Annotated in this window: 1 protein-coding gene; it reads right to left on the bottom strand. The window is 37.1% G+C overall.

The genetic code is table 11. From position 1 onward, the window contains the following. A partial coding sequence (locus ACXAFV_RS22525; RefSeq protein ID WP_475129800.1) for an acyl-CoA thioesterase occupies positions 1-119 on the bottom strand: 119 nt, incomplete at its 3' end. Between the last annotated feature and the right edge of the window lie 164 nt (positions 120-283).

The following is a 283-nucleotide window of genomic DNA, read 5'->3' as shown; positions in this document are numbered from 1 at the left end:
TCTTCAATCAGTTTTGTTCTTCCAAGCTCCATCCAAACGAGATAGTTGGCGTGATAAACAACCCCCATCTGATCTGTCTCTGCGTACCTTACTTGAACTGTATTTTCTGAGATATGCACTTCATTCACCTCTATATTTATTTAATGCACATCAATAATAGTATCACAGAAGTAATCTCCATTGTATCAATACGCTTAGGATATCTTGGAAGAAAAAAGCCCGAACATGCACGGTTAATCATGCATATTCGCGGCTTTAATACTTACCAGTCAATTGTATAGAA

The sequence above is a fragment of the Rossellomorea sp. ABR4_012 genome, assembly GCF_056159545.1.
The sequence above is the reverse complement of the archived record's forward strand: the minus strand, read 5'-3'. Positions and strand labels throughout refer to the sequence as shown.